We start from the raw sequence: 25,530 nt of genomic DNA, 5'->3' as shown, positions 1-25,530 counted from the left end.
TTTCACTGTCTTCAATTATACAGAATCCTCATCCAGTAAGGAATATACAATTCAAAACAATAACAAAAAAAGTCAGCTATCTCTTTCGAAATAACTATTTTATCTAACGTTCAACATTCAATTAGGTCGACAAACTTTGTCATTCTAGCAATTCTCGGATAATATCATCCCAATAACTAAGATATAACATATGTCCGACATCGTTTATCACATGAATACTCTTCACCATATAAGCCGATTTAAGATAGTCTACAAACGACATTGGTATAGTCGTGTCTTCTTTTCCATGCCAGACATACACGGGAATATCTTTGGAAATTGTGATCTTATCTCGTTTCTGACATAATGCATACGCATCATAACACACACCAAGGCCATCATTGGCAACAGCATTCAGAATCGTATTTTTAATCATTTCAGGATTTTCTTCCATGAACTTCTTTTCAATCTCCGGAAGAGTTTTCATATTTGCTGCCAATTGTTTCTCATAGTTCCCAGTAATGCTTTTTGCCATCTGTTTAAAATAGAATCTGGAGAATCCTTTAAATCTAAGAGAAAGTATTGTAATAAACTTCCACTGTCCTTTTACGATACCTTTTGTATCTGGACAATTAAGTGGGATCATGCTTCCTATCAGCGATACAGCTTTTACCATATCAGGAAACATCCCGGCAAAAACTTGTGCATAATATCCACCGGCACTGTGTCCTATCAATTTAACGGAGGTAACGCCATGCTTTTTCAAAGTATGATATACGGCTTGCAGAAAACTCTCCATTGAATAATATGGAACAATATCTGAATCACCTACACCAGGTCGGTCAAACGAGACAATGCATACTTTATCATTTTCTATAGACGGGAAATACTCTTTCGATCCGGTGAATCCATGAAAAAAAAGAAGGACTTCTTCTTTCCACTCGTTAAATCTGATATATGATAAATGTTTCCCATCTATTGTTTCCGTTTCTTTATAAAACATTCTTTTTTACTCCATTCATATCCTTTTTTATAACTTCATAAACTATCTTGGCAGCCTTAATTTCATCCTGATTTGGATGCCCTTTTGATATTCCACCTATTAGTTTCATTAGATGGAAACTTTTCACTTGCAACAAATTCGAATTTAGCGATGTTTTTCCAATCTTATCAGCAGCTCATCATCTGGTTCTGAGATTCCGTTTTTAAATGTATAACCCATTTTCAAATAGAAGGGTGTCGCTGTTATAGATGCTGGTATCTCTATTCTGTTTGCCCTAAAGAAAAAGTCATCCTGTTCAAGTGTCTCAATTATTTTACGACCAATCCCTTTTCCTTGATATTCAGGGAAAACGAAGATTGTAAATAAACTGCTTTCATCTTCACGGCCCCAATAAGGACCGATTGCCCCGCATCCAACGATCTTATCAGCATCACAAACAACATAAAAATGAGTCCATTCTGCACGCTGCTGGATATCTTTCGGCTGTAATCTTTGAATATCCTTTTCAAGATACTCCATTGAGTAGTCTTTACTGTTGACTTCTCTGAGAGTCTTTGCAATTAAATCTAATACTTCTTTTGAGTCTTCAGGTAAGAATCTTCGAATGTTCATAGTAACCTCCACAAATTCCGATTTTTTTATTTCATCAAATCAGCAATTTCTTTCTTCCCATATGTCTTTACACTCCGGATTACATCCTTTTTTCTTTTGATTGCTGCAACCAATGATACATCCAATACATTAAAAAATCTTCAAAACGAACCTGTCCGCCTTTTCTTATTTCTTTCAATTTCTCCGTATCTTTTATCTTTCTCTCAGCCTCACTTTTAGGATAGCCTTGCCCGAATGGTTCTGAAAAAAGAGCTTCTATTGTTCTTTCAAGGTTTTCAGCACCTGACCATGTATAATCTTCACCTAATGGTACAGATATCGCATTTCCATTATTGATTTGTGCAAATAGATATGCATCCTTCGGTGTGGGTGCATACCCGCAAATGACGCCTGGCATACTATTACAAGCAAGCATCATTCCCTGCCCCGAAGAACATCCCGTAACAATAAAATCCACTGTCTTACTTGCCAACAAAATGCCTACAAGTAAAGAAATCTCTATATAAGAGTATTTCTCTTTTTCTTCCGTAGTACAGCCAAAATTTATAACCTCAGCCTCCTTGGGAGCATACTTATATACAGCATCATAGATTATTTGATTTTTAGATGCTTGTGAACTTGCTTGAATAACTCCGATTTTCATTGTTTCCTCCTACAAACTGGATTTTATACTATATAGCCTTATACATAGTGATTTCATCAAGGGTACTTCCATCATCAAGTATAAATGCATTAGGAAGTCTTCCCCATTCTTCAAAACCCATTTTTTTATAGAGACCTTGAGCAGTTTTATTATCTGAAAAGACACCGAGTTCTATATACTGATATCCCGCAGTTTTAGCAAATTTAATTGCATATTCCATAAGTATGGTACCTAATCCTTCTCCATGATATTCTTTTCGAACAGCAAGGCCAATACTGCAACGATGTTTAGTTTTTCTTCCCTTACCTACATTTCTAATAACTATATTCCCAATAATTCTATTTCCATCAAAAATGGAAAGCATACCTTGACGATCATCCTCGAAAAGTCCATTTAATCGTTCTCTTTCAGCAAGAATATCTTTCTCTGTTTGTCCAACTTCATTCCCATATCTAGACATAAAATGTGTATCATTAGATACTTGATGCATAAAATCAAGAAATTGTTCCGCATAATCAGGACCTATAGATACAATCCTTAATTCTTTGCCACTCTTACAAGTTATGATTTCAGCTTCAAAATGCATTATTTTCCCTCCTATGTAGTTAAACTATTCAACAAATCCCGATTTATAGTTTTCTTCCCATTTCTATTCTCATATCATGATTTTCCGGATCATGATTAGAATAAGCATATCGATCAAATCCGATTATCTCAAATCCATGTTTCTTATAAAATGTAATCGCTTTAGAATTGTAACTTTGAGTCTCCAACACTACCATTCTAGCTCTACTTTTTATTGCCTCATCAATAATTACATCTAAAAGCTTACCGCCAATACCTTTTTCCATTTAATGTCAAAGCTGTCGCCTTCAGGCTCTATGGTCAAATACTCATTAGATAGTATCTTGGCTTTGTACTTCTTGCCCTTACAATCATTGTATTCTAGCTGCTTTATTATCATCGATTCACCCCTAAAATTGAATTTGTCTCTTTATAACATTTTTTCTATTACAATTATTGATTCTTCATTTTTACCAATCACTTCCACTGAAATCTTATTAACTATTGTTGTAAACGACTCATCCAAATTCTTTAATTCATTATATGCATTGTTTAGTTCTTTTTCAGTTTGAAACTTTCCTATCGTTATGTGTGGCTTATATCTAATATCCGAATCAAACAGCTTAAATTCGTTTTTACATAATACTTCATGAATGTAACATATGTCCTCCTCACCCTTTTTTACATCCAAAAGCAGAAAATTTCCATACTTATCGACTTGCAGACTAATACCATTCAATACAATTTCAAACGGTTTAACATCATACAAACGCTTGATTAGTATTTCTTTAATTGCCTCGTTACTCATCTCATTCTCAAATGGGAAAACAAGTGTAATATGTGGACGAACCAATCGTGCCAATGGATCATATTTATCTCGTATTCTATCTATGATATCCATGTTTTCAAACTCTGGAAATATCATAATTGTTCGTAAACTCATTCTAATCTCCTCCCAAATCTCGATTTGTCATCGTTTATAAAACTGAAATATAATTTGCCTCTAAAAATCCCGATTTATTAATTTCACTATTATCAATAGCACAGAATCCTGTTGAATGTCAAATAAAATTGACACACAAAGGGTGCGAATTTTATTCTATTTTTAGATATACATATTCGCCTTCCTGTTTGTTATAAACATGCTTGCCAATAATAGAAAGTAGTTTTTTGATATCATCGATTTTTTCACTTGCAAATTCAACATACGAATGATTCTTATCAGATTCATTCTCTTTTTCGTACATGTCTTCACAATACACAAAAAACTCATCCAATATATCTTCTAAAGGATACTGCGAAATAAAAGACTCACTAGGTTCGTTTTCTTCAAGTTCAGGTTCTGGCTCATAAATAATTGATGTTACATAAATAATATTTTGCTCTGATGGATCATGTATATCGGTGAAAACAATATCATCATCTGTTCCTACATTATCTATCTCACGATAGTATCTTTTTCCATCATATGTAAGTATCAAGTATTCTGTGAAAAGATCACCGGTTCCCTGCACCCATTCATCTGTTTTTAGTAATTTCGATACCAACTCGGTATCTGAACACCCCTCAAGTGATAAATATTCACCATAAGATTTTTTATCTATGGTTTTGTATATCATATCCTCTATTTTTTCATAATCATCTGAATTATACTTTTCTGCCTCATAAAATCTAATATTTTTCACGTTACAAAATCTCCTTTTTTATATTTGCCTGCTTTTACATCTAAATGTATTACAATTTGATATATTATTTTTTGCGGATATCCGCGTTTTTTCATATCTATTAATGTTAAAAAAACAACAATGATTATATATTAAATTTATAAATTTTACAATTCATTTCCTTCCCATAAGAATCGCTGAGCCTGTAAGGGCCATCCATGTAGACTCCCACTTACTCATAAACATTCCGTTTGTTGTATCAACCAGCTTAACTTCTTCATAGCCCATGTCCTTAAGCTTATTAACAAAGCTTTCCATATCTCCGTACTTAGCCTTTGACATGATATCATGAATAGCAAAGGTGCCACCCTTCTTAAGGGTCCTTAGTGTTTCCAGAAGAATAGCCTGTCTATCCTTACTAGGAATGTTGTGATATACATAATTACTAGTAACCGCGTCAAAAGTCTCATCCGGAAAATCTAGCTTGCAGGCATCCCCTTGTCGGAAAGAAGTATTGCTTACACCCTCTGCTGCTGAATTACTTTCGCAGAGATTCTTACTGAATGAAGCGTACTCCTTGCCCCATCTATCAATTCCAATAACCTGAGCATTGGAATTTTTCTTTGCAACAGCAATACTTAATGCACCGCTACCACAACCAACATCTAGGCACTTGCCACCATCAGGAATTTCCACATATGAAGCCACACCATCGATAATCTGTTTTGACATCTGTCTCTTGCCATTGTAAGAAAAAGCTCTGCGCATCAAAAACATCCACAGTGTTATTATTGCGCATAGGATTGTTAGCACCAGCATAACCTTTCCCACTACAGATGCAATTCCTATAACCACAGTCGCAATACAAAATACAACTGCAATTGCAAGAGCTCCTAATACCATTCCTTTTGGCATCCAATTCTTATAATCTGCTTTCATTTTTTCTCCCTCCATTTATAAGTTAGTATTAACACAACGTGCATATCCACGCTGCAAGTACTGACACTATTGTAAGAAAAACAGTCAAAAGCTTACGTACTCCTTATTTCTTAAATAATCCCATCGCTTGCTTCCTCCCATCGTTCAACTATGTCTGTAATTTCATAATACCACATTCTATTAGTTATGACTAACTATATTTTCAAAAAAAAGCCCTGCACACGCAGAGCATCCTTTACCATCACAAGTCCTCCTATAACTCACCATTACATTCGTTAATTAATTTTCTTAATTCTTCTAGATTTAACTCAACCAAAATATAATTATCTGAATTAGCTTGAGCATTATTCTCTAACACTTTAATCGCTTTATCATAATCTAAATGAGCAATAACCTTATCATTAGTCATGCTAAAAATTGCCAATTTATAGTTTTCTATCTTTTTTTCATTTACTGCGTAATTTAATTCTCTTTGCAATAAAGTTAACACACCCTCAGTTAAAGTGCATATTCCAACGACCTCATTATTATTTTCATAAAAATTGGGCTTAGCAATATAGTACTCTTCCTCATTGAGTTTTCTATAATCCTGATCATTTTGCTTTTTCTTGAATTTATCAAAAAGTCCCATACATACCTCCATAGCTTTTAATGTTAAAAAAACAACAATGATTATATATTAAATTTATAAATTTTACAATTCATTTTCCCGCTATTCTAGGAAAAATATTGCTTAATCAACTAAATCACTTTATCTTCATTTGTTACGACATTTTTTGCGACATTTATTACGACATTATGTTCATTTTGCGCCTTACTGATTTCTTGCAAGGCATCGCGAATCATACCAAGCATAAATTCAACAAAATCAGTATGATGTTATTCTGAGTCCAAAACTAATCAAACACTAAACATCTATCTATCGGATCAAACAAAGGTCTCATATATAGATTTTATAACTAAGTCTCATAAAGTCTCATTTACGCATGAGACTCAGTGAGACTGCAATGAGACTTTCCTATATAAATCCCACCATTTCAGCATTTTTCAATTAATTCACAGTCTCATTTTGGAATCGCTAAATTCTTCTACTGGAATTTTCTTCAGAAATGAAAAAAAAGGGGAACCTATAAGTCATAAACCTACAGATTCCCCAAATAGAATTATCGAGTGATATTGTGTTTTCTGACACGTAGCTTCTTCAGATGAAGTTCGTCAAAGGCATTCTTGACTGCCTTATGAAACAAGTGAGTGGCTTTTGTTTACCTCTCACTTGTCTACGATAATAATAACACCGTTAAATCTATAAGAAAAGTGCTAATGTCGGTCGAGACGAGACAAAACGAGTCAAAACGAGTCAAAATCAGTCACGCAACTTAATTAATGCCAAGTCCCACCTCATATGCTTCTCTCAGGCTTTCCTTTTCTTTGATGTCGCCAATATCTGTTACACCTCCACAAAATACATAGCCCTTAAAACTGGCTTTATCAAAGCATTCAATCCATCCTTTATCACACATTGCCCAGTCTTCTGGCAGGCAAAACATCCTCTACAGAACTCTATTTTTTTGCCAATTACAGATATGATTTCAACCTCATTCCCAGCTTCTTTTGCGCCTTTTGCAAATTTCTCAGCCAATGCATTTGAATTACTGTTTTTTCGAGGGCTTGTTGAAAGAATTACTATCTTTTTCAAATTATCCATCTCCTTATTTTATGCTTAATATGACTTCTGTCTCTGATCCACTTAACACACTTTCAAGTTTTTCGATACTCGACGCTTCCACTTTACCTATTTTCGTATATGACCATGAATTAGCGCCATAAAAGAATACTATCTGATTTCCACTGTATAACATTACATCACCAGCCTTAGTTGTAATCTGCTTGTCGTTACGTGGTAGAGTTTTTCCCAACTGACAGACTTTCTCAAAACCTCCGTAATTTGACGCTGAAATAGTCAAATCCTCATCCGCAAGCATTTTTCTTAAAGCTTTGGCGGTTTCATTATCTTCCAGATTCACAATAAATGAACTGCTTCCTACTATTACACGAATCTGATTATCAGCCAGTGTGCTTTCATCCGTCTTTTTCATCTTGGTCTGCTCCTTTGATTCATTTGTATTTGTTTCAACACCGGACTGTGTCTGCGATACATCATCTTCTTGAAAATCACCGGTATTATTTGCCTTACAACCGGTTAACAACAAAAAGAAGACCACCAGTGTTGCTACAATTCTTTTCGACATCATTTTAATTCACCATATAACTTGTCAGAAACCGGTTCACACCATTCCGTTGTTCCATCCTCACCAGGAATCTCAAAAGCAAGATGACTCATCCAGGAATCGGAAGCGGCTCCATGCCAATGTTTTACGCCTACCGGAATATTCACAACTTTACCCGGAGTAAGTTCCACTGCTTCTTTTCCTTCCTCCTGATACCAGCCTCTGCCACCTATACATATGAGCATTTGCCCTCCACCGGATTTTGCATGATGAATATGCCAGAAGTTACGACAACCAGGCTCAAATGTCACATTAAATGCAGGCACCTGTTCTAAGGATACCTGTGCAAGATAGCTTTGCCCTGTAAAGTACTTTCCATAAGGATTCTTTTCTCCAATTGGAAGAAATACTTCCTTCTGAAATCTTTCTTTATCATCACAGGCTGGGGAATCATCATTCCAGATTTCCTTAGCCATATTAAATACAGCCCACGCCATTGGCCAGCCGGCATAAAATGCGGCATGAGTAACAATGGCTGAAATTTCATCTTTTGTAATTCCGTTTTTCTTTGCCGTAAGCAAGTGGTATTTTAAAGAATCGTCACAAAGACCTCTGCCCATAAACACAGAAATTACAATTATGCTTTTTGTCTTTAAATCCAATGTCATGTCATTCCATACTTCACCAAACAAAACATCATCATTATATCTGGCAAAGTCAGGCGCAAAACTCCCAAGTACATCTCTTCCTGCTGTTTGAACGATTTTTTCTCTTTCCATAGTGAATTTACCTCCCGATTTTTACTTTAAATACTCATTGAAGAAACTCTCTAACTTGTCAAAAGGAATATAATCCTTATCTCTACCATCATAGAGATCTGTATGTACTGCATCAGGAATGATATAAAGCTCTTTATTATCTCCATTAAGCAACTTGAAAGCATCCTTACTCATATAGCAGGAATGGGCCTTTTCGCCATGGATCATAAGAACTGCATTATCAATCTCTCCTGCATAATGGAACTGGCGCATATTAGAAAGTGATATCATTCCGGTAATTGCCCAGCCATCATTTGAGTTAAGACTTCTCTTATGATAACCTCTGTTAGTCTTGTAATAATCATAGTAATCCTTTACAAAGAACGGAGCATCCGAAGGCAATGGATTGACAACTCCTCCTGCCAAAGCGTATGTACCGTTTCTAAAGTCCTCCGTTCTCTGAGCATTTACAGCCTTTCTGGCCTTCACTCTTGCCTCTTTATTATCATCAGCATCAAAGTATCCATTCGCTGCAACTCTTGTCATATCATACATTGTTGATGTAACCGTAGCCTTAATTCTTGTATCAAGGCAGGCGGTCTGAAGGGCTACACCTCCCCAGCCACAGATACCTATGATTCCGATTCGCTCAGGGTCAACATTATCCTGAACAGACAAGAAATCTACCGCTGCCTGAAAATCCTCAACGTTTAAATCCGGTGAGGTCATATATCTTGGAAAGCCACCTGACTCTCCAGTAAAAGAAGAATCAAATGCAATCGTCAGAAAACCTCTTTCTGCCATGGTCTGTGCATAAAGACCTGATGACTGCTCCTTAACAGCACCATAAGGACCTGACACTGCAATCGCAGGAAGTTTTCCTGTAGCATTCTTTGGTATGTACATATCAGCTGCCAGGGTGATTCCAAAATGATTTGCAAATGTTACCTTCTTGTGATCTACTTTTTCACTCTTTGGAAATACCTTATCCCATTCTGTTACTAAATTAAGTTCTTCTGTTTTCTTCATCACTTGATACCTCCGTTATTCTTGTTCATTTCGCTTTCGATTTTTCTAAGCATAAAATCCATGCAATCAATTTTTCTTCCACATTCATGATATTCATCCATTATGCGGCAACGCTCTTTTTTCAAAAGTCGAAACATGTTTTCCATGCTTCCAGATTCATATTGCTTAAGGATATTTTCTGATGCATCTTCGTGACATCCTGTATCCATAAGGCACTGTTTCAATTTTTCTTTATCCACGAGATTTCCTCACTCAATCGTACTGTTTACCTGACATCTTTATTATACGAGCTTGCAAATACTCTTGCTAATGGTTATAATGAATATCATATTATTCCTTTTTGGCATATCATATAACAATGAGCAGTACAGCAATATTTATAAAAGTATGAACTTGGGAGCTTGCTCACATTAGTGCATACTTTTATACATATTGATATTCGGCGAATGCCGAAGAACGAGAAATACGAAGTATTTCGAGTGCACTGATCATGGAAAGGAAATTCTATGGAGATTAGAACTTTAAGATATTTTTTAGCAGTAGCAAGAGAAGAAAATATGAGTAGAGCTGCTGAACTTCTGCATGTAACTCAGCCTACCCTGTCAAAACAGCTTAAATCGCTGGAGGAAGAACTTGGGAAAAAGCTTTTCACAAGACATGCTTTTAGTATCCAGCTTACTGATGAAGGAATTCTGCTACGCAATCGTGCCGAAGATCTTGTCCGCATGGCTGATAAAATCGAGCAGGAATTTGTTTCTCTGGATGATATAGCTGGTGGAGAACTCTATCTTGGTCTTGCTGAATCCTACCAGCTTCGATACCTGGCAAAATCTATAAAAGATTTTAAACAACACTATCCGAACCTTCATTATCACATCACAAGCGGTGATACAGAGCAGCTCTCTGAAAAAGTCGCTAAAGGTTTACTTGATTTTGTAGTATTGGTAGAACAACCGGATATCCGCAAATACGAATATATCGAATTTCCTCAAACAGACACCTGGGGACTTATCATTCCAGATACCGATTCCCTAGCGAAGAAAAAAGCCATTCGTTTGGATGACCTTGTAGGCTTGCCATTATTCTGTTCTGATCAGGCATGGAATGGAGATATTAGAAACTGGGCTGGAAGCAGATTTTCAGAGCTTCAGTTAGAAGGTTCCTTCAGCCTTTCTTACAATGGATCAATTTTTGCCATGGAAGGCTTAGGATATCTTCTCACCTATGAACATCTTATAAATACGTCAAAAGACAGCGGCCTTGTATTCAGACCACTGTCTCCGAAGCTTGAAAATAGAATATATATAGCATGGAATAGATATCAGGCGTTTACACCTATCGCTGAAAGATTTCTAGCTCATCTCAAAGATTCTTTCCAATAGTAATATAACGCATTGCGTCAATATTTGAATAAACTAACAGAATCAGAGGTTGATTTATCCAATATCATTTGGAAACTTGTGAGAGACCTGATTTACTTGTTGCAAGAACTCATACGCTTAATATACTTGAAGTCAAGAAATAATGATTTAACACAATTTAATTTTAAAAAATTCTTGTATAATCTTGTATAATATAATATAATATCTCCTGGATTCATTTATATATAAAGCTAGTTTTATAAATTTACATTTTAAGGAGAATTATATAGAAAATGATAACATTATTAAAAGATAAAATAGCAGAATTCTATTCAGGCGGAGAAGGTTTCACTGTTGGAAAATGTATTTTAGATTCTGATGATGCAATTCTAATAGAAGCACTTGATTTACAAGGAAAATGGGACGGCTTTTATTGGATGAAAAAAAACACTTTAACTGAAGTCATCTATGATTCAGAATATATTGATAAAATGAAATTATATGTAGAGTATTGGAACGATAAAAAAGAGCAAAATGATAACCATCCTACTATTACATATTCTGAACTTTCTGCAAATATTAATGATTTACTCAAATTAGCTTATCAAAAAAAATCACTCATTACTATTATAAGAAATGATGAAGAAGAACTAGATACAGGATTTATTAAATCAATTGAAAATGATAAGTTCACTTTAGAGTGTGTTGATATATCATCAGCTAAAATGCTTGAAATACTTGAAGTAAAAACTGATGAAGTTGTATTCGCAGAAATTGATGGTATAGACAATAGATTACTCGAATATGCGTATTCAAAAAACAAATAAATTTAAATAATTTATATTCGTAAAATTACTAATCTAAAATAAAAAGGTAACTCTTTTATTATTTGAGGAATCACCTCAATGAGGTAACCCCTAAAAGTTAGACTTTTTAAGCGTAGCAGTCTTGTGCCTGCTACGCTATTTTTTTATGCAGCCGTATTAGCACCTACTCCCAGCTCAAGATAAAGAATATGAAGATTCTCATGTCTACGAATAAACACGCTCTGAAACAAACCATAATCACCCTGAGTATAGAACAGTCTTTTCTTGTCAAAACCTGCTCTTTGAAACTGGTGATCTACATTTGTTGTGATAACAAAATAATCCTTATCGGAAACCATCTTAAGAAGATCCCTATACACTGGCTTTGGAGCATCAATATATCTGTTAAAATAAATATGTCTTGCCCACCAAGCCTAGCGTATTTCTTCGCTCTGAAACGGATAGAAACCACCTGAATACATATCTCTTATTCCAAATCTTTTGGCAAAGTCATAGAAGTATTTTTCAAAACGCTCTCCACTGTAAGTAAGGCCTGCAGATGTTGATAATCCTGCACCCGCACCAATGACAATTGCATAGGCATATCATCATATAAGTTTTTCATAAATGGCCTTATCTTCGTCTTTAAAAACATTGAATATCACCCTTTCTACCTTACCAGGATTATTGCGGAGCCATTCTGATACGGTCTTAACGGCAATCTCAGCTGCTTTCTGATTTGGAAAGCGAAAAACTCCCGTTGAAATACAACAAAAAGCAACGCTCTTCAGGCCATTTTCAGCACACATATCCAAAGTGTTTCTATAGCAGTTCTCCAAATCATTTTCCAATTCAGGAGTAAGGCGGTACTGTACGATTGGTCCTACTATATGAATTACTTTCTTTGCTGGAAGATTATAAGCTTCAGTAAGCATTGGAACGGCAGTAGGCTGTTCATAGTCTCTTCCATATCTGATTCGAAGTTCATTCATCTGCCTGTTGCACTCAGCTCTTAATTGCACTCCTGCAAAAGTATGGATACAGTTATCTATGCAAGTATGCATCGGAACAAAACAACCAAGCATCTGCGAATTAGCGGCATTAACAATAGCATCCACCGAAAGTCTTGTGATATCCCCTTGCCAAATAGAAAGTCCATCTCTGATAACCGGGATGTCTGTTAGATTCACCACACCCTTTTCAGCTGCTCTCTCTAATAAATATTCATCCTGTACTTTCATTACATCAGAGGACAATTCTTTTGGCATACGGATATTCATAAGCGACCTTAAGATTCGTCTTTTATCTTCCGTACTATTTGGAATCTTTAATTTCTTATATTCATCAGAATCTGCCTTGAACTCTTCTACAAGATAATCAAGACGTTCTTCTTGTTTTGTATTCTTTGACATAGCTTTCATCTCCTAACTACTGCCCCCGGCAGGACAGGTATTCAAACAATTACCACAGTGCAGACAATGTTCCTGCATTCCGGATCTTAAATCATTAAGAGTGTATTTTTTTCATTTCTGATTCCATCGCTTCCTGGATGCTTTTCAATTTATCATCCAAAAGTAAATGGATATTCCTACCAACATGGTACTCTGGATTTGGTGATTCATGAAATCTAAATAAATCTCCATCCTCCAAAGGCTCTAATGCCTGATACACATCATAAAAAGTTATATCTTTAAGATCTCTTGTAAGCTCTATTCCGCCTGTTCCTCTGATAACATTTATTAGTCCTGCGTTCTTAAGCTGAGTAAATATCTTTCTAATGATGACAGGACTCGTATTTATACTGGCTGCAAGAAAATCGCTCGTTACCTTGTGTTCATCTTTAAATGTATCCACACATGTAAAAATATGAAGTGCAACCGTAAATCTGCTTGTATAGAAAAAATTCTGTGAATTAGGATAATGATGAAAGCTATTGGAACAAATGATTACATCAAAGGAGTTTTTCTCAAATCCTTTCACATATGTATTATTTTTTTCTATTTGTTCCTTATCCTTTTAACATTATGATTCATTAAATGCCTTCCAATGTGCTTGTACCCAAATGCCTTAAGTGGTGACATCTCCTGATGATGCTCTACAAGCAGATTGTCGGGACAATCATATATTCCAAAATCCTGATTTATCCCTTCGCTTTGAATATACGTATTATTCCTATTAAAATCTAAGACAGGATTGCGAAAATCTTTAACTGCTACTCCATATCCACAGAAAGCACCTTCACAATCAGAAAACTTTTTCTGAAGCCTGTCTATATAGTTCTTATCAAGAATAAACGCTTCCAACTCATACCACTCCTCCTCAAAATATACTTCCACCCAACTGTGAAAAACATTTTGTGGAGCATTTCTATAAACGAATCCAGTCATTGCTCCTTTTTGCAATTTCTTATCGATGGTAAAGCCATGAACACGACATGGAATACCACAAGCCCGTAGCAAAGCCATAAACAACGTTCCTTTTGTATTACATTGTCCATACCCATCACTAAGAACTTTAGACGCAGGAATGCCATCATCAACATTATATCCAAATAAAATTTCATCCCTTACAAAATCGTAGATAGACTTTAAGCATTCATACGTATCTATTTTTTTCCAGCCTCTATTTTCAATCAGACTTTGAATACTCTCATCTGAATAATCTATCATTTTTGTTTCCTTCAAATATCTTTCCATGATGCCTCAACTATCTTAAACAAATGGTTGCCAGTTAATTCAAATATTTCTTCATAACGCAAACCTACACTTCTACATCTTCTAGCATAAAATTCCTACAGACTGCAATTAGATGTTCCATTGCAGGTTTCATATATTTTAGAGCTTCTCTCTCATCTTCAAAATGGGTTAAAGCATTAAAAAGTTCTTATCTCTCTAGCCATCGAAAATGGTATTATTTCTCCAGGATTTGTTCCTTGATATGCTTTTTCCTCATGCATGTAATCTACGATTTCTTGTGCCTTATAATTCTTAAACTTCCTTATCACAGCATCCAAAATAGATTTATCCTTATCACTTAATACACTATAATCCATGCCCTTACTCGGATAAATATGAAGCATGGAATCATAGTTGATGCTTACTTCCTCACGAACATTTAGGTTTTCAAGATTCATGAGGCTATAATGCCCAATCGGAAGTGCACCCATTTCGTTATGGCGATAAACCAATCCGGTAATTGCAACTCCATTCTCTTTATAAGATAAGACGTCAGCGTACCAAAGCATTTTCATCAACTTAACCTTGAAAAGATTTGATACCTTCTCAGCTATATATGAAATAGCGGCTTCAAGCTTATCTATATCCAACAAAACAAATCCATTTGAATCAGAGGGCTCTTCAAAACTTGCATACTCACCTTCAAATGCTTGTCGTGTCAGGTATTCTTTTCCATATGCATCTAACTTCTCCACGATTTTTGATCTTACTTCAAATCTTTTACGACCAGGAAATTTATCCGCATTTTTCTTCAAAAATTCTAAAGCTTGCAGCGGATTATCTTTTATCAAACGCAGCATAGTATCATATGCCTCATCTTGAATCGCCTTACTCTCATAACGAGAAATTGTAGCTTCTCCCCATCCAAGTAATCTTGCTAAGTCTACTTGAGACAATCCATAGCTTTCTCTTATTGCCACGATTTCATCAGAAGTAAGTAATCCATGTTTAACACGATATGCATTCCTAGCGTTGAGAAGATTTTCATTTGTCATAGAACCAGTTTCAAATTCATTTTCCTCATCATCCGCATTTGCACAAAAATAAAACCTCTCTTCATAGGTTACCTTATCCCCTTTCAGAGTAATCGTTGCAAAGCGTTTTCTTTCTTCCACTTCATGTGTTTTGTCGCACAAAGGACAATCCATATGAACCTTTCTAATTAATGTGCTGGCCTCCATAGTTTGCCTCCTTTCCTTTCCGTTTACGCATATGGGAATTTCATAGGCTCCCTTGCGTAATGGAATGACACGCATAATATGCGTCGCTTCTGATCTCCCTTAATCTTTAATTTCACATAAACAAGCTTTCTGTTAATGTCTTTTCCGAAAACAAACAATAATGGTGGATCTAAATCATCTTTGTCAATCTTTGTCTCGGAATACTCGGAAACTGTTAGCTCTTTAAGTCTCTCAACCACATCCCATGTATCATAGTCAAGAGTCCTTTTACAAGACTAAAAGGCCGCACTACTCATACTTTGAATGACATTGTTATCTTTACAAAATTTTATAAATTCCTATGAAGTAAATTGTGCTCCTTGATCAGAATGTAAAATTAAGTTTTTAGGTCTTTTTTCTTTTATTAAAGCTTCGTTTAGTGTTTTAATTGCCAATTCTGTATTCATATAATCTGCATTAACTGAAGCAATTGCAGACCTATTATTTGATATCGCGCAGCAAATATGCTCCTCTTCGAGGTTATCTTTTGTTACATGAACATATTCCATGACTGCTCCTTTCAATAATACAGATACACCTCATCAATTATATTGAACTTTAATCGCTCTACAAACTTGAATTTGTCTGTTTATGCAGAACGCAGTTATATCGAACTGCTGGCCCGTCAGGGTATTCAATGACAATCTTTTCCTCCGAAAAGCCGCATTTGCGGTAGAAACCAATCGAATCATCATCCGTTTGGGCTTTGACGCATTCCAAATCATCCAATTCCATTACACGCCGAATCAGTTGTTTTCCGATTCCCTTACGGCGAGCATCAACAGATACGGCTATTCCAATGATTTCCGCGGCAGAATCTGAAAACTTCAGGATTATCATACCTGTTTTCCTGCCTTGATCTTCATATACAAATACTTTTGTCGACGGATCGCATAACAGGTCATCCATCTGTCCTTTATAGTCCTTGTATGTCGGATGATACATACAGGAAGCATAGATTGAAAACGCTTCTTCTGACAGTAGCCAATCCGCATTCTCGCATATCATAACCTTCATAAATATCCTCACAAATTGCGATTTATTAATTTCACTGTCTTCAATTATACAGAATCCTCATCCAGTAAGGAATATACAATTCAAAACAATAACAAAAAAGGTCAGCTATCTCTTTCGAAATAACTATTTTATCTAACGTTCAACATTCAATTAGATCGACAAACTGGAATTTGTTCGATTAACTTCCGATATAATTGTCTATCGGCTTTGAATGTATTAAACCAAGCTTATCCTTCACCTTATTATAATCTTTTAGAATAAAGGACTTCTTCTGCATCAAACGCCAGTTTTGAAATCCCCGTCAGCGCAAATCCTTTTTTTTCATAGAAAGCCCTAGCAGGGAGATTATCCCGAAATACCCATAGTACCACTTCTGAATATCCAGAATTCTTAATATCCATCAAAACTCTATCCATCATCTGACTACCATAGCCCTTACGCCAATTGTCAGATAAACTGTGAATACAAATAAGTTCTGCTTTCCCGACAAGTTCGGAGTCTCTTGCTGCATCCCAATATGCAATGCAATGAGGTTTTCCGTCCACAGTGAGAAGATATCCATTTCCCTTATTCTCATCTAATAGCCTCTGATACATAGAGGTCGCTCGTTCAATATTAGTACATTTTGTTAATGTCTCAGCATCAAGGATGCTCGTAAAAGCTGCTTTCCAGCTTTCAGTTTAAATATAAGCAAGATTACTAGCATCACCTTGCTGTACTTTTCGAATAACCGCTTCCATTTCCATATCTCCTCATTTATCTTCACAATAGTACGACAAATTTGAATTTATCTAAACTTTTCAAGACGATAATGATGTTCTTCATCTAATTCTTTAACACCATTTTTATAGTTATAACCGAATTTCCTATAAAACTCTGTTGCTGTAATTGATGCTGGTATTTCAATTCGATTTGCTCTTAAAAATAGCTCATCTTGCTCAAGAGTCTCAATAATTTTAGAACCAATTCCCTTGTTATGATATTCAGGCAACACAAATATAGTTAGTAATATACTTTCTGTCTCACTTCCCCAATAACTTGAAATAGAACCTGTACCAACAATTTTATCATCTACTTCAAATACATACATATGTGCATAACTTGCAATTTGTAATACTTTGTTAACATCATATACATTAGCTAAAAATTGCATCGCTTCTATTCCATAATCCTTGCTATTTACTTCAAGGAAATTGCGAACAATAATATTTCGAACTTCCTCTGCGTCAACTTCTTTAAACCTTCTAACTCTAACGTTCATCATTTTCTCCTACAAACTGCCGATTTGTTAATTTTACTATTATCAATAGTACAGAATCCCATTGAATGTCAAATAAAATTGACCCACAGAGGGTGCAAATCTTATTCTATTTTTAGATATACATATTCGCCTTCCAATTTGTCATAAACATGCTTGCCAATAATAGAAAGTAGTTTTTTGATATCATCGATTTTTTCACTTGCAAATTCAACATATGAATGATTCTTATCAGATTCATTCTCTTTTTCATACATGTCATTACAATACACAAAAAACTCATCCAATATATCTTCTAAAGGATACTGCGAAACGTAAGGATCACTAGGTTCGTTTTCTTCAAGTTCAGGTTCTGGCTCAAAAATAATTGATGTTACATAAATAATATTTTGCTCTGATGGATCATGATGGAGCATGTATATCATATCTTCTACTTTTTCATAATCATCTGAATTATACTTTTCTGCCTCATAAAATCTAATATTTTTCACGTTACAAAATCTCCTTTCATACTGTTTCATTACTCGGACTTGGAAAATAGCGAAGCGGATTCCGAATGTCCGCTTTACTTTATCAAAAAGTCCCATGCATACCTCCATAGCGTTTATTGTTAAAAGAATAACAATGATTATATATAAAATTTATAAATTTTACAATTCATTTCCCCGCTATTCTAGGAAAAATATGGCTTAATTAACTAAATGCTCCTTTCGGGCTCTTATGCCTACTCGCAAGAAGAACATTTCTTACTGTAGTAAGAATCACTTTATTAAATTCTATCTTTTAATAACTATGAATTGGAAATGTGCCCGCAAAATGCAAATCATCCGGATCAGCCTAACTACCAAGTTCCTCCGCCAATTCTCTAACAGCAGGTTCTAATGGCTCACCCCTGCCTGAATATGTCCGACCGATGAAGTGTCATATCTGCAAGGAAAAGAGTCATTATTCATAGCTCTCTTCTGTAACAGACTCTCTGTCTTATTTCCATTTTCACGAAGCACCCATATGTTAGCTGTTCTATGTCTAATGCCCTCAGCATGTGCATGTGCCTGTGTTCTGGTCACTGTCTCACCTGTAGGCTGCCCGTTTTCATCTACAATATCAAAAATTTCTTCTGCCATACTACTCCCTTTTATTCTCATTCTTTTGCAAGAATCTTTAGTCCTGCAATTCCAACTACAATAAGAATAACACAAATGACCTGTGGAACCGAAAGTTTTTAAAAAAATACGCCATTCATCCACCTGTTAAGACCTAACGGTGAAGGAATGACGTGAATCCCACTACTCGGTAGCAATGGGCATCTGTTTGTTTAATTACTGTGATAATACATGCAACTATGTTAACTATTAAAACTAAAAAATCATCCCGCAGCCCCCAGCTGTTAACCAATAGGATTCAACAAATAATAATCATTTAACATTATTTTTTCATATGAATCCAATTCCTTCATATCCATATACACTTTCTTAAGTTGCGACAACTCAATATTACTTTTTTTAATTTTGTTAATTGTAATCATCGGAACCCCAAAATCAACTAATTCTTTATAATCAATTGCTAATGCACCTTCCTCAAATAGAAGCATAATATCCTTTTCCTTCATATCACTTTCATCAAAAAACTCAGTACATTCTTTTTCCAAATAAAGATTAAAAATAGCCAAGTAAAATGTTAGATAAAAAGGTATCTTATATTGCATTATCGATGACACAAATTTAAAGTACTCAGAATAAAACTTACTAAAATTAGGCTCAAGGTTTTTCGTAAAATACTGCAATATCCATGTACATCCTTCCTCTTCAAACAAAGCCTTAACATCACGTTTTCTTCTGTAGCTCTTTCCTGACTCATTCACTATTGTATTAAAGCGCCCAACAATGTACTTAATATTATGCTGAATAGATTTCTTTACATCACCTAAAACATAATTGCCATATAAACGTCCCCATACAAACTGACCGCTCTTATCAAATGCAGGTATTTCACCATTCTTATTAGGAAATAATTCTCTATTATCGATTCCTCCCCTTTCAAATGCTATTCGTAAATCCGAAAAGAAAAAGTTAAGCGCATCTATAAACTGACCTTCCTGATTATCCAAAATAACCCGCATCCTTTCTTTTCGTACCTGGATTTCACTTGGAGTTAGTATAGCTTTAAAGTATGTATATAGAACTAGTTTCCATCTCTTTGAAACATTTAATGAAATATTTAAATCTGCATTACTTAATCCCAAGCTAGATTGATACTCTGCTAATGTTTTTTTTCGTCTTACTTCATCAGTTTTAAGAAACGAATTATCCATCATGTCTAATTCATAATCTGACCTTGGTTTATCCAATTGTCTATAATTATCATTTTCAAGATAACAACTGTCAGCATTATTAAATTCTACTGCCTTTTCATATGTTTCATTGTCAATACAATAAATATTACCAATGCTTTCTTTTGCAAATCGACCCACTCTTCCAATTGCATTTAGTAAATCGATTTGTGTTAATGGTATATTTTTTCCAGTATATGCACTAGTAAGAATCATATTCTTAGCATTACAATTAACACCTTCCGTAAACGCAGTAGTAGCTATAATAGTTGAAAGCTCATCACTTTCATACAATGAAATAATTTCTCTTTTTATATATCTAGGCATCGGAGCAATATAAATGCCCACACCGTTCCTGACTGCACGCGCTACATCCCATTCATATTCATCAATCACATAATTGTTTTTTAAATGCAAGTAAAAAGCCTTCAGTCTACCAGATAATTCCGCTCCATCCCCTTGTTCATCATATATTTTTATAATATCTGTTGCTAAATCTCTTGCACTTACATATACAATGTTCTTCTCGTTCTCTAATTCTTTTAGCAGTGAAACTGTCTTTTCACTTTTCTTCCTCCCCAAGAAACCTAAACTGCTAGGACTAATAATTCTTTTATTTACATATTCCATCCTTCGATTAATCTTACAAATATTGTTTTTATCCATAAATGTAAGCATTGATTCAGTATCATTATATGTAAATGGAGATAGGTAAAAAACTTTATTCTCACACTTAGCTGCTATATCAGCAACCTTACGAAATCGTAATGATCTATCATTTAAAAAATCGCCTGAAGACTTATCCTCTGTCCGAATTTTGTACATTTCATCCATCACAATCAAATCAGCTTGAAACAGTGCCTGCTTCTCAATTTGATACATCATCAAAAAACGTTCTGGAGTCAGTAAAAAAATGTTTCGTCCCTGTAACTTGCTAGGTTGGTTTGTTACAATATAATTCAAATCATGTTTCTTATTATAAGCAAGTAGCTTTATATATAATTCCTCTATCAGCGAGTTCGTAGGAAGAATAAAAATAATTGAATGAAGTTTTTTCTTGTTTTCAAGAATGTACTCCAATATGAGGCTAGTCTTTCCAAATGATGTCGGCGCGGACAATAACAATTTGCTATTATTATTCAATTCTTTTACAACAGATAATTGCCCTCTATTATAATAATCCAGAACTATTCCCTTATATGATGATGATCTCCAAATATCTGTATTAAAAAAAACTTCTTTTTCATCCTCATCTAAATAAGCCAAAAAGCCATATAACTGAAATACCGATATGGCTGCAAAAATTAAATCCAAAAACTCCTTATAAGTTCCATTAGAGAATAAAATATTCAAACGCTTAATTATACTCTGCGAATCATTATTTAAACTTGCATCATTTATCTCGCATAATAGCTCAAATCTATTTATAGAAGTCATCTATTTTCCCCTTTATATACATACTTGTAGCCTTTGTTGGTATAAAAACTATTTCTATAGAATAATTGCATATTCCCATCAATTGTATTGCAGCCTCAGCGTCTTCATACAACCTATCATAATAAATCTTAAATAAATCTGGATTCTCTCGATTATCACTAAATATCGCGAATAAAACAACATTCAACTTGATATTATTGTCTACAACGTACTCTAGGAAAGATTTACCACCATTCACTAGCAACGAATTCAATTCCTGCATCAAGCTCTTAAGTTCGAGCTTCTCATCCTCGGAAAATTGTTTATTCTCACAAACAACAAAATTTATAAAATCATTAAAGTACTTTGCCGTTAGATGTCCTGGCTCAGACGCATTTTTTCCGTTAATGTCTTCTAATAAACTTGAACTTGCTGAAGATGCAGTTGAAACATATTTTGCCTCTCCTATTACAACCTCTAATGCACCATTATTTAACAAATATCCAATATGATCATAGCCCCTACTTTCCGTCTTGTCAGTATATGCCCTTCGACTTGCATATGTTGTAATTAGTTTCCTGTCATGCACAACTCTTTCATAAAAATCCAAAAACAGCTCCCCATATATTCCATTAGCTTGGGTTTGTCTTTTAGCGACAACCTGTGAATTCCAACAATTCTTAGAGGCTAATTCCAGCGAAGCTTTCATTCCCACACTCATATTTAAAGTGTCTAATTGATCTTCATTCCAGACATAATATGGAAAATACTGCGAAAATGTTTCTACAAAGTACTCCTCTTCTTTTTTTGCATCATGCAAATACATTATGTAATACGTCTTTCCCATTGAAGTTTTTTTATCAAAAAAAACTTTCTTTTCCAACGAAGATTTATAATAATTTCTTATATCTACTATTGTCGGCATAATACGTTTCTCCCCAAAAAAGCAGTCATTTTAATTATCACAAACGACTGCCTAATACACTATTGCAGTTAATAATTCTAATAAAACTTTAGCACTTTATATAACTAAATTGGCCTAAGTAACTCTACGGCTCCCCTACTATTATCTCATCCAAAGTCTTTTCCATATCCCTAATCAGATTTACAACAAGTGCATTTCCCATCATAAACCTTCTCTTATTAGTTGGCATTTCTACTACCTCATCGCCAACCATACAGAACTGTGTGTCCTGTTGGAAATCCTTGGATTCTTTCTGTTTCCTCCGCTGTCAGAAGTCTTATTCTTCCAGTCGCTTTATCTTTAACGATATGTATTATACGGCTGAATGATCCTTCTGATGTAAGCATTGTTCTTGCTGGCTTATCATAAGCATCAATCATCGGAATTGCTTCCTCTGAGAAGATATACTCATGGCCGTTTGCAGCTTTTCTTGGAAGCCTGATAATCAATATTCTGTTGTCTATTTCCAAATAATTTTTCAAAAAGCCCATTATTCCAACTCCAGAATACAATTTATACTAATTATTATATCACATTAGCTTAATTGATTGACATCAAAAGGAGGCAGTTTCCTGCCTTCTTTCGATGTCTAAAGCACGAACATAGATTTTTTAAATCACATCCAAGTTTCTGAAATAATATAATCATGCTCACCTTCATCTTTATAAATATTACCAATAATCTTAAGTACTTTGGCAGTATGTGAATAGTCGATTGAAATGGTATCGGCATAATTATTATACTTCTTCATCATTTCAACCTTATCTTGTCCATCAGATACTACTCTAACCTTAAAAAGATCTTTAAAAGCTAAGGCAACGTCTGTATCTAATTCCGTATCATCCTGTTCTTCAAGATAAACTCTTACAAACTCATGTGGAAAAAAACCATCCACATCTTCAGGTGCATTTCCTAAAATATTTCCACGCAAGTGATAACGACCAGCATCAGTATCTTCTATGCGTTTTATTTCATTTAGAAATTTTCTAAAATTATCATAGTTTTCATATGCTTGCTCCGGAATCCTAAAGTTATGTTCAAACCAAAATCTCCATTGACTGTCCTCTGTAATTGTTGTTTCTATTAATTTAGGATTTTCAAATAATAGTCGGTTTACAGACATTGGATATTCTTCAAATTTTTGAATATCATATTTTCTAATTAACCTAAGGCATAGATTGGCCCATTTAAAAGAATAATGTACGCTATCTATTTGAGAAATTATACTATATATCTCGACAATATCATTTCTATTTAAATTACAGCTATGATTACATAATTCTTCAAATACGTCTAGAGTCATATCTATATATTCATCAGGATTCTTATTAGCTTTTAAATATAAAAATGTAACTAACCCCTTAGGATTGTATTTTAGCAAGCTTTGATACTCATCCTCTGAAAAGATACGCATTATTTTCTTCTGCCAAAACAATTTTTTATCTTCATCTGATAAAAAAATAAGTAACTTTTTATTATATAAGTTTGGGATAATCTGCTTACGTTCTTCGTTTTGGAATAAAAATCTATGTACCAAGTTTACATCTGATTCATCCAAATAACTTGTTAATACATTTATCTTCTTGTTAAGTAACAAATTATCTGTTATTAAATCAAACTCATCATTTCCAAATAAATCTGATAGGAAATGTCCCCATCGTCCTTCATCAGAAATACTTTCAATAATTGCTATAATGGCTTTTTCTCCATATGACTCAATTAATTCTTGCAATAGATTCTTTCTAAATTGGCGTACAGGTTCATCGTCTAAAATGTAGTTTTCATCTTCCGAAATAAAAATATTTGCTGGACAAGTATACGTTTCTCTATATGCCCATAACGAACTTTTCAATTTATCCTTTAAAGTAGTTTTGTTAATCCATGCCTCAATTGCAGACAAATATGGATAATCATATTCACTTTTGTACTGCTTTATACTATAAAATCTATTTCTTAAATAAAAATTAAGTTCATTTACGCTCGTTTCACTATAATGATCAGCATTATATTCAGCCGCAGCCTTTTCTAACAACTCTACCGAATAACTACTGTATTCTTTTATTATCAACATAAGATAGTCTGGATTCTTTAATTCAAAAGCTATAGAAAAAAGTCTTCCAGCAATCCGATTATTACATTCCTGTTTCTTAGGTATTGTAATCATGTCAGTAGAATTTCGCTTTTTCCCTGCTCTGCTAGCGCAAGTATATGAATCTCTACTAATAATTTCTACAACCAATGGAAATCCAATATCAAGATTCTTTTTTAATATCTTATTAACAATAGCCTCTTTTTGATTTAAAGTAGTACTCCCTTCATTGCGCCACACCAATAATCCATTAATCAAAGATTCCTTGGGACAGTTACTATAAAAGTAATCGCGTTTTATACTGCATAATTCAAGCAAAATCATCGCTGCATCATTTACTGTAGACTTATTCAACATTAATTCATCTAGAGCATCTAGTATTCTACAGTAATTGTCTTGCACTAAACTTGATGACTCTAAAAAAGTGGAATAGACTACACCATTTTTATCTTTTATATCGTTATTAAAAAAGTCCATAACTGAATTTGGAGTAGCTTCTGCTAATATTCCCAAATTCTCTTTTATGCCCATTCCAATATATGGATCATTTATCATATCTAAAAGCTCATGAACGAATTGCTCAAGTTTGATATGTACCCTCTTTACTGGACAATGTAAAGTTCAGTAAGGAGGGTTATTTTTATGCGTTATAGTTATGAATTCAAAAGAAAATGTGTGGAAATGTATCGGAAAGGAATTCTGCCAGATATTCCCGATGGTATCACCAAAGAAGAATTTCAACACCAAATTAGAAGATGGACAAGAATTGAGGATGCTAATGGACCTACTGTCTTAAGGCACAAAAGTCAAAATAAATATTGGACACCAGAGGAAAAGTTAAAACTTGTATCTCAAGTCATTACTGGTAAATCCTGTAAATCTGTTGCATTTAATGCAGGGATCAATGATGGTCAGT

The 25,530-nt window shown here is 34.4% G+C and carries 30 protein-coding genes and 2 pseudogenes; 3 read left to right on the top strand and 29 right to left on the bottom strand.

Going from position 1 to position 25,530, the window contains the following annotated elements:
- Positions 1–139 precede the first annotated feature (139 nt).
- The 14 genes from BMY79_RS09790 to BMY79_RS09725 form a co-directional block, all read right to left on the bottom strand.
- Complete coding sequence (locus BMY79_RS09790) at positions 140–982, bottom strand: alpha/beta fold hydrolase (RefSeq protein WP_074730854.1); 843 nt, start codon at positions 980–982, stop codon at positions 140–142.
- 144 nt (positions 983–1,126) lie between these two features.
- Positions 1,127–1,594, bottom strand: a complete 468-nt coding sequence (locus BMY79_RS09785; RefSeq protein ID WP_074730853.1) for a GNAT family N-acetyltransferase — start codon at positions 1,592–1,594, stop codon at positions 1,127–1,129.
- Positions 1,595–1,673: 79 nt separating this feature from the next.
- A complete protein-coding gene (locus BMY79_RS09780; protein ID WP_207645454.1) occupies positions 1,674–2,237 on the bottom strand; it encodes an RpiB/LacA/LacB family sugar-phosphate isomerase in 564 nt (187 codons plus the stop codon).
- Between the two features lie 28 nt (positions 2,238–2,265).
- Positions 2,266–2,823: a GNAT family N-acetyltransferase gene (locus tag BMY79_RS09775; RefSeq protein WP_074730852.1), complete on the bottom strand. Its 558-nt coding sequence runs from the start codon at positions 2,821–2,823 to the stop codon at positions 2,266–2,268.
- 43 nt (positions 2,824–2,866) lie between these two features.
- Positions 2,867–3,088, bottom strand: a complete 222-nt coding sequence (locus BMY79_RS09770; RefSeq protein WP_051532832.1) for a GNAT family N-acetyltransferase — start codon at positions 3,086–3,088, stop codon at positions 2,867–2,869.
- Positions 3,089–3,231: 143 nt separating this feature from the next.
- Positions 3,232–3,744: a 2'-5' RNA ligase family protein gene (locus BMY79_RS09765; RefSeq protein WP_074730851.1), complete on the bottom strand. Its 513-nt coding sequence runs from the start codon at positions 3,742–3,744 to the stop codon at positions 3,232–3,234.
- Positions 3,745–3,895: 151 nt separating this feature from the next.
- Positions 3,896–4,486 carry a hypothetical protein gene (locus BMY79_RS09760; RefSeq protein ID WP_242941497.1) on the bottom strand — a complete coding sequence of 197 codons (591 nt, stop codon included), beginning with the start codon at positions 4,484–4,486 and terminating at the stop codon, positions 3,896–3,898.
- Between the two features lie 153 nt (positions 4,487–4,639).
- Entirely contained in the window at positions 4,640–5,404 is a 765-nt protein-coding gene (locus BMY79_RS09755) for a class I SAM-dependent methyltransferase (RefSeq protein WP_074730850.1), read from the bottom strand.
- A gap of 253 nt (positions 5,405–5,657) precedes the next feature.
- A complete protein-coding gene (locus BMY79_RS09750) occupies positions 5,658–6,035 on the bottom strand; it encodes a DUF4299 family protein (protein ID WP_074730849.1) in 378 nt (125 codons plus the stop codon).
- Positions 6,036–6,851: 816 nt separating this feature from the next.
- Positions 6,852–7,100, bottom strand: coding sequence for a flavodoxin family protein (locus BMY79_RS09745; protein WP_083383542.1), 249 nt, complete (start codon positions 7,098–7,100; stop codon positions 6,852–6,854).
- A gap of 13 nt (positions 7,101–7,113) precedes the next feature.
- A complete protein-coding gene (locus BMY79_RS09740) occupies positions 7,114–7,656 on the bottom strand; it encodes a cyclophilin-like fold protein (protein WP_207645453.1) in 543 nt (180 codons plus the stop codon).
- Positions 7,653–8,411: a carboxymuconolactone decarboxylase family protein gene (locus BMY79_RS09735; RefSeq protein WP_074730848.1), complete on the bottom strand. Its 759-nt coding sequence runs from the start codon at positions 8,409–8,411 to the stop codon at positions 7,653–7,655. The genes BMY79_RS09740 and BMY79_RS09735 overlap by 4 nt, the downstream gene beginning before the upstream one ends.
- A 21-nt stretch (positions 8,412–8,432) precedes the next feature.
- Positions 8,433–9,419: an alpha/beta hydrolase gene (locus tag BMY79_RS09730; RefSeq protein ID WP_074730847.1), complete on the bottom strand. Its 987-nt coding sequence runs from the start codon at positions 9,417–9,419 to the stop codon at positions 8,433–8,435.
- On the bottom strand, positions 9,419–9,658 hold the full coding sequence (locus BMY79_RS09725) for a hypothetical protein (protein WP_022750282.1): 240 nt from the start codon (positions 9,656–9,658) through the stop codon (positions 9,419–9,421). The genes BMY79_RS09730 and BMY79_RS09725 overlap by 1 nt, the downstream gene beginning before the upstream one ends.
- 267 nt (positions 9,659–9,925) lie before the next feature.
- Here BMY79_RS09725 and BMY79_RS09720 point away from each other — a divergent pair, with 267 nt between their 5' ends.
- Positions 9,926–10,801 carry a LysR family transcriptional regulator gene (locus BMY79_RS09720; RefSeq protein ID WP_074730846.1) on the top strand — a complete coding sequence of 292 codons (876 nt, stop codon included), beginning with the start codon at positions 9,926–9,928 and terminating at the stop codon, positions 10,799–10,801.
- Positions 10,802–11,073: 272 nt separating this feature from the next.
- Positions 11,074–11,607, top strand: coding sequence for a hypothetical protein (locus tag BMY79_RS09715; protein ID WP_074730845.1), 534 nt, complete (start codon positions 11,074–11,076; stop codon positions 11,605–11,607).
- A gap of 152 nt (positions 11,608–11,759) precedes the next feature.
- Here BMY79_RS09715 and BMY79_RS12595 read toward each other — a convergent pair.
- The 15 genes and pseudogenes from BMY79_RS12595 to BMY79_RS09640 all read right to left on the bottom strand — a co-directional run.
- A pseudogene (locus tag BMY79_RS12595) lies at positions 11,760–12,182 on the bottom strand (hypothetical protein); the annotation flags it as partial.
- A gap of 12 nt (positions 12,183–12,194) precedes the next feature.
- Positions 12,195–12,998 (bottom strand): protein-ADP-ribose hydrolase, encoded by an 804-nt coding sequence (locus tag BMY79_RS09705; RefSeq protein WP_074730844.1) that lies wholly within the window; start codon positions 12,996–12,998, stop codon positions 12,195–12,197.
- A 94-nt stretch (positions 12,999–13,092) separates the two neighbouring features.
- Complete coding sequence (locus BMY79_RS09700) at positions 13,093–13,566, bottom strand: Rrf2 family transcriptional regulator (protein ID WP_330390120.1); 474 nt, start codon at positions 13,564–13,566, stop codon at positions 13,093–13,095.
- A 17-nt stretch (positions 13,567–13,583) separates the two neighbouring features.
- Positions 13,584–14,282 (bottom strand): transglutaminase-like domain-containing protein, encoded by a 699-nt coding sequence (locus BMY79_RS09695; RefSeq protein WP_074730843.1) that lies wholly within the window; start codon positions 14,280–14,282, stop codon positions 13,584–13,586.
- Between the two features lie 176 nt (positions 14,283–14,458).
- A complete protein-coding gene (locus BMY79_RS09690) occupies positions 14,459–15,502 on the bottom strand; it encodes a type II TA system antitoxin MqsA family protein (protein ID WP_074730842.1) in 1,044 nt (347 codons plus the stop codon).
- A 338-nt stretch (positions 15,503–15,840) separates the two neighbouring features.
- Complete coding sequence (locus BMY79_RS09685) at positions 15,841–16,050, bottom strand: hypothetical protein (protein WP_074730841.1); 210 nt, start codon at positions 16,048–16,050, stop codon at positions 15,841–15,843.
- Between the two features lie 58 nt (positions 16,051–16,108).
- Entirely contained in the window at positions 16,109–16,558 is a 450-nt protein-coding gene (locus tag BMY79_RS09680) for a GNAT family N-acetyltransferase (protein ID WP_074730840.1), read from the bottom strand.
- Between the two features lie 242 nt (positions 16,559–16,800).
- Positions 16,801–17,172 (bottom strand): GNAT family N-acetyltransferase, encoded by a 372-nt coding sequence (locus tag BMY79_RS09675; RefSeq protein ID WP_330390122.1) that lies wholly within the window; start codon positions 17,170–17,172, stop codon positions 16,801–16,803.
- Positions 17,173–17,345: 173 nt separating this feature from the next.
- Entirely contained in the window at positions 17,346–17,819 is a 474-nt protein-coding gene (locus BMY79_RS09670) for a GNAT family N-acetyltransferase (RefSeq protein WP_242941495.1), read from the bottom strand.
- A 101-nt stretch (positions 17,820–17,920) separates the two neighbouring features.
- On the bottom strand, positions 17,921–18,307 hold the full coding sequence (locus tag BMY79_RS09665) for a hypothetical protein (protein ID WP_074730838.1): 387 nt from the start codon (positions 18,305–18,307) through the stop codon (positions 17,921–17,923).
- 387 nt (positions 18,308–18,694) lie between these two features.
- Positions 18,695–18,940 carry an NUDIX hydrolase gene (locus BMY79_RS09660; RefSeq protein ID WP_074730837.1) on the bottom strand — a complete coding sequence of 82 codons (246 nt, stop codon included), beginning with the start codon at positions 18,938–18,940 and terminating at the stop codon, positions 18,695–18,697.
- A 263-nt stretch (positions 18,941–19,203) separates the two neighbouring features.
- Positions 19,204–21,582, bottom strand: coding sequence for a DEAD/DEAH box helicase (locus BMY79_RS09655; RefSeq protein ID WP_074730836.1), 2,379 nt, complete (start codon positions 21,580–21,582; stop codon positions 19,204–19,206).
- Complete coding sequence (locus BMY79_RS09650) at positions 21,566–22,486, bottom strand: Hachiman antiphage defense system protein HamA (protein ID WP_074730835.1); 921 nt, start codon at positions 22,484–22,486, stop codon at positions 21,566–21,568. Before BMY79_RS09650 ends, BMY79_RS09655 begins: the two co-directional genes overlap by 17 nt.
- Positions 22,487–22,725: 239 nt before the next feature.
- A complete protein-coding gene (locus BMY79_RS09645; RefSeq protein WP_242941494.1) occupies positions 22,726–23,016 on the bottom strand; it encodes a hypothetical protein in 291 nt (96 codons plus the stop codon).
- A gap of 125 nt (positions 23,017–23,141) precedes the next feature.
- The gene (locus BMY79_RS09640) at positions 23,142–25,169 is read right to left on the bottom strand and encodes a hypothetical protein (protein ID WP_074730834.1); all 2,028 of its coding nucleotides are present in this window, start codon (positions 25,167–25,169) and stop codon (positions 23,142–23,144) included.
- Between the two features lie 120 nt (positions 25,170–25,289).
- Between BMY79_RS09640 and BMY79_RS09635 the strand changes: the two are divergent.
- Positions 25,290–25,530: pseudogene (locus tag BMY79_RS09635) on the top strand (helix-turn-helix domain-containing protein); the annotation flags it as partial.

The sequence above is a fragment of the Lachnobacterium bovis genome (assembly GCF_900111325.1).
Lineage (GTDB): Bacteria > Bacillota > Clostridia > Lachnospirales > Lachnospiraceae > Roseburia > Roseburia bovis_A.
The sequence above is the reverse complement of the archived record's forward strand: the minus strand, read 5'-3'. Positions and strand labels throughout refer to the sequence as shown.

Bases quoted from the DNA above. Each gene is read 5' to 3' on its own strand.
- BMY79_RS09670 (WP_242941495.1), bottom strand. From the start codon at position 17,819: ATGAACGTTAGAGTTAGAAGGTTTAAAGAAGTTGACGCAGAGGAAGTT.
- BMY79_RS09705 (WP_074730844.1), bottom strand. From the start codon at position 12,998: ATGTCAAAGAATACAAAACAAGAAGAACGTCTTGATTATCTTGTAGAA.
- BMY79_RS09750 (WP_074730849.1), bottom strand. From the start codon at position 6,035: ATGGGACTTTTTGATAAATTCAAGAAAAAGCAAAATGATCAGGATTAT.
- BMY79_RS09685 (WP_074730841.1), bottom strand. From the start codon at position 16,050: ATGGAATATGTTCATGTAACAAAAGATAACCTCGAAGAGGAGCATATT.
- BMY79_RS09645 (WP_242941494.1), bottom strand. From the start codon at position 23,016: ATGGGCTTTTTGAAAAATTATTTGGAAATAGACAACAGAATATTGATT.
- BMY79_RS09780 (WP_207645454.1), bottom strand. From the start codon at position 2,237: ATGAAAATCGGAGTTATTCAAGCAAGTTCACAAGCATCTAAAAATCAA.
- BMY79_RS09650 (WP_074730835.1), bottom strand. From the start codon at position 22,486: ATGCCGACAATAGTAGATATAAGAAATTATTATAAATCTTCGTTGGAA.
- BMY79_RS09690 (WP_074730842.1), bottom strand. From the start codon at position 15,502: ATGGAGGCCAGCACATTAATTAGAAAGGTTCATATGGATTGTCCTTTG.
- BMY79_RS09775 (WP_074730852.1), bottom strand. From the start codon at position 2,823: ATGCATTTTGAAGCTGAAATCATAACTTGTAAGAGTGGCAAAGAATTA.
- BMY79_RS09765 (WP_074730851.1), bottom strand. From the start codon at position 3,744: ATGAGTTTACGAACAATTATGATATTTCCAGAGTTTGAAAACATGGAT.
- BMY79_RS09730 (WP_074730847.1), bottom strand. From the start codon at position 9,419: ATGAAGAAAACAGAAGAACTTAATTTAGTAACAGAATGGGATAAGGTA.
- BMY79_RS09735 (WP_074730848.1), bottom strand. From the start codon at position 8,411: ATGGAAAGAGAAAAAATCGTTCAAACAGCAGGAAGAGATGTACTTGGG.
- BMY79_RS09790 (WP_074730854.1), bottom strand. From the start codon at position 982: ATGTTTTATAAAGAAACGGAAACAATAGATGGGAAACATTTATCATAT.
- BMY79_RS09740 (WP_207645453.1), bottom strand. From the start codon at position 7,656: ATGATGTCGAAAAGAATTGTAGCAACACTGGTGGTCTTCTTTTTGTTG.
- BMY79_RS09785 (WP_074730853.1), bottom strand. From the start codon at position 1,594: ATGAACATTCGAAGATTCTTACCTGAAGACTCAAAAGAAGTATTAGAT.
- BMY79_RS09660 (WP_074730837.1), bottom strand. From the start codon at position 18,940: ATGGCAGAAGAAATTTTTGATATTGTAGATGAAAACGGGCAGCCTACA.
- BMY79_RS09755 (WP_074730850.1), bottom strand. From the start codon at position 5,404: ATGAAAGCAGATTATAAGAATTGGATGCCAAAAGGAATGGTATTAGGA.
- BMY79_RS09655 (WP_074730836.1), bottom strand. From the start codon at position 21,582: ATGACTTCTATAAATAGATTTGAGCTATTATGCGAGATAAATGATGCA.
- BMY79_RS09640 (WP_074730834.1), bottom strand. From the start codon at position 25,169: ATGATAAATGATCCATATATTGGAATGGGCATAAAAGAGAATTTGGGA.
- BMY79_RS09695 (WP_074730843.1), bottom strand. From the start codon at position 14,282: ATGGAAAGATATTTGAAGGAAACAAAAATGATAGATTATTCAGATGAG.
- BMY79_RS09720 (WP_074730846.1), top strand. From the start codon at position 9,926: ATGGAGATTAGAACTTTAAGATATTTTTTAGCAGTAGCAAGAGAAGAA.
- BMY79_RS09680 (WP_074730840.1), bottom strand. From the start codon at position 16,558: ATGAAGGTTATGATATGCGAGAATGCGGATTGGCTACTGTCAGAAGAA.
- BMY79_RS09770 (WP_051532832.1), bottom strand. From the start codon at position 3,088: ATGGAAAAAGGTATTGGCGGTAAGCTTTTAGATGTAATTATTGATGAG.
- BMY79_RS09715 (WP_074730845.1), top strand. From the start codon at position 11,074: ATGATAACATTATTAAAAGATAAAATAGCAGAATTCTATTCAGGCGGA.